Genomic DNA, 3,147 nt, shown 5'->3' with positions numbered 1-3,147 from the left:
TCGATACAAGAGAAAGTTGTGGCATTTCCTCGAAAAATGTCAAATATTCTGCTTGGTAAATTTTTGCTCAAAAAGGCTTCTGTATTTTTATTCCAAGACTGACCTCTGACCTCATACATGATATACGTATGTACCTGGCCGTTTATGTCGGTAGAAATAATTTTAATTTTTTCATGAAGCCGTGAAGACTTTAATACAGCAACGATTTCTCCATGGTTAGAATCATTGCTGACAGTCCATGTCCAATTTGGAAGCTTAGCCTTCAAATCATCGACAAGACCTTCTACATCTTCTTGATCATTTACATTTTCCAATGTTTCCCTTGCATATAAAGACCACCCAGTGATCAAAATATTTTCGTTCTGCAAAACTGAGGCCAGAGTCTGGATCTCATGTTCAGCATCAGCTACAGTCGTTTTATTCCCAGCTTGAAGCACAATAAAACCAATAATGCCAAAAATTGATAAAATAAACGAAATTTTCTTCATGTCCATCTCACTCTCCCCTTATTACCATTGTTACCAGGAGAGCAAATCACATACTTGGGAATTCTCGTCACTTTCTGACACAATTTTTCGGGTCAACTTTGCCGGGTGTACGCTCTTTGTGAAAAAACAAACATGTACATACGAATAAAACTGCAACAAATTGAATTTTACTCAATATTTGTCAATTTGAAAACATGTATGAAGACCTAATTTTTTACCAATTGAAAGATCATCGGCAGCTGTTGTGACCATTGGAGGTAATCAAGGAAAAAATTACTGACAGTGGAACCCAGCGCGATTGATGCCAAAATATATAAAACCCGGGCTTGAAGAACATGATTAGCCCTGAGCAGCTTTTCAAATTGAAGCGCCTGAAGTGCCCACCAGGCAAGCCCGATGAATGCTAAATGGGCTATAATGCTGGTCAATGCAAATGGACCAATACCTGAAATCATTTCTCTTCCCCCTTTTACCTTTCTATTTTAACATAAGGCCTATGCATACCTGTAATTAGACGGCACACGCGAATGAAAGTTACATTTTAAGCAAAAAGACTTCATATATCATGTTAGCAAAATGCAAAAAAGCTGGCCTGCGCGTATTCGCAAGCCAGCTCCTTCATTATTTTACCCCTTAGCCGTGTAGAATGGCCCCCATGATGAATCAGATTTTCCCCAAAATCCGGTTCAAAAAAGTTTCGAATTAGACACTTTCAAGATCAAATAGTCTTACCTCATAAAATCAACAAACTGGTTGAAATTCGCATGCAGGAAGTCCAATGCTAGATTTGGCATTACTCCGAACAGGATTGTTGCAGCAGCCGTAATGATGACTACTGCTGTAATTCCTGCCGGCATTTCGATTTTAGCGTCGTCAGCTGCCGGGCGGAAGAACATCTGCGTCATAATTCCAAAGTAATAGAAATACGATACAACTGTTGTGGCGATCATAATCGATACAAGGACATAATGCGCCTCATCGACCATCAATGCGCCCAAGAAGATATTAAGTTTACCGATAAAGCCTGCAGTACCTGGGATTCCTGCGAGTGACAGAATGAAGATTCCCATTGTGACCGCAAGCAGCGGCGCGCGGCGGTAAAGGCCCGCGAAGTGGCTGATATCCTCCGAGCCCGTCTTGGCTGTAATCAGCTGGATAATCGCAAATGCGCCAAGGTTCATTAATACGTAAGCAAGCAGGTAGAACCAGATCGCATCAAATGTAACGAAGGACATTGCGGTTAATGCGACGAGGATATAACCTGCATGCGCAATGCTTGAGTAAGCAAATAGACGTTTAATATTGCGCTGTCTTAACGCCACCACGTTACCGATAATCATCGTTGCTCCCGCAAGGAAAGCAATATAGTCCTGGAGTGCGAACAACAGCGGAATTGGCTGCTCTCCTGCTTCTCCTGGCACCGGAACATATCCGAACACAGATAACAGAATTCGAAGGATGATCACAAATCCAGCTGTTTTTGAAACAACACTCAAGAACGCAGTCACTGGAGTTGGAGCTCCCTGGTAGACGTCCGGCGCCCACATATGGAACGGCGCAGATGCTAGCTTGAATGAAAGTCCAACGAAAATCATGAAGAATGCCAGTCCAAGAAGGTAGATGTGCTGACCATCAGAGATGCCTCCGAAGACAGTGGCAATTCCTTTTAAATTTGTTGTTCCAGCTAAGCCGTACACATAGCTCATACCGAACAAAGTGATTGCAGTTGAAATACCGCCGTTAAGGACATATTTCATCGCCGATTCGTTAGACTGCAGGTTTCGCTTGCGCATACCCGCCAATATATAAGAAGGAATCGAAAGCAACTCAAGTCCAACAAACAAAGTAATCAAGTCGCCGCTTGACGCCATCATCATTGCACCAAGCAATGCAGCGAGGAACAGGTAGAAAAATTCTCCTTTATAATCCTCGAGGCCTTCATTGTGCGGAAAATCAATAGCCAAAAGCATGACGAGCGCCGAACCAACAAGCAGGATCAGCTTAAAGGCAATCGCAAACGAATCGAGTCTGAAGGTATCAAACAAGATTGACGTTGTTTCACTGCCGATTAACATCACCAATGAAATAATTGCTGCGAGAATACCGATAAAACCAATCCAGCCAAGCACTTTGCGGTCAACGTGCTTTGGCATGAATAAATCAAGAACTGACAGGGCTGTTGCTACTCCCAGGATGATGAATTCAGGAGTCATCGTTCCCCAATCAAATGATAGAAGCGTATCTAGATCCATCGTTCATCACCCCCCTATTCCCATCAAGATAGTTTCTAAAGTTGCCTGAAGCGGTTCACTCAGAACGTTAGGATATACTCCAATCAGGACGATTAAGCCCACAAGCACTAAGATCGGTGCCCATTCAAACGTGCGAACATCTGAAATACCGACAAATTCGCGTTCTGCTTTGCCATACGTGATGGCAAGCACGGCGCGCAGCAGGTAAACGGCCGTCATGATGATGCCTAGAGTACCAACCGCTGCAATGATCGGCATTTCCTTGAATAGGCCGAAGAACGCCATGAATTCGCTGACGAAACCGGACATCCCTGGCAAGCCAAGAGACGCCATTGCACCAGCAAGTAAGAAGCCAGATGCGATCGGCATTCCTTTTGCAAGGCCGCCGAGATTTGCAAGTGTAGTAG

At 43.7% G+C, this 3,147-nt stretch carries 4 protein-coding genes; all 4 read right to left on the bottom strand.

Going from position 1 to position 3,147, the window contains the following annotated elements; translation table 11 throughout:
• Nucleotides 1-494, bottom strand: a 494-nt coding sequence (locus WB217_RS03470; protein WP_423990673.1) for a YwmB family TATA-box binding protein, incomplete at its 3' end; no start/stop codon positions are given.
• Between the two features lie 200 nt (nucleotides 495-694).
• Nucleotides 695-943 (bottom strand): DUF1146 family protein, encoded by a 249-nt coding sequence (locus WB217_RS03465; RefSeq protein WP_423990671.1) that lies wholly within the window; start codon nucleotides 941-943, stop codon nucleotides 695-697.
• Between the two features lie 273 nt (nucleotides 944-1,216).
• On the bottom strand, nucleotides 1,217-2,740 hold the full coding sequence (nuoN, locus tag WB217_RS03460) for an NADH-quinone oxidoreductase subunit NuoN (protein WP_423990670.1): 1,524 nt from the start codon (nucleotides 2,738-2,740) through the stop codon (nucleotides 1,217-1,219).
• Between the two features lie 6 nt (nucleotides 2,741-2,746).
• The coding region (locus tag WB217_RS03455; RefSeq protein WP_423990668.1) for a proton-conducting transporter membrane subunit at nucleotides 2,747-3,147 on the bottom strand (401 nt) is incomplete at its 5' end.

Source organism: Mesobacillus sp. (genome assembly GCF_049588175.1).
GTDB lineage: Bacteria > Bacillota > Bacilli > Bacillales > Cytobacillaceae > Mesobacillus.
This window is presented reverse-complemented; position numbering and strand designations above follow the sequence as displayed.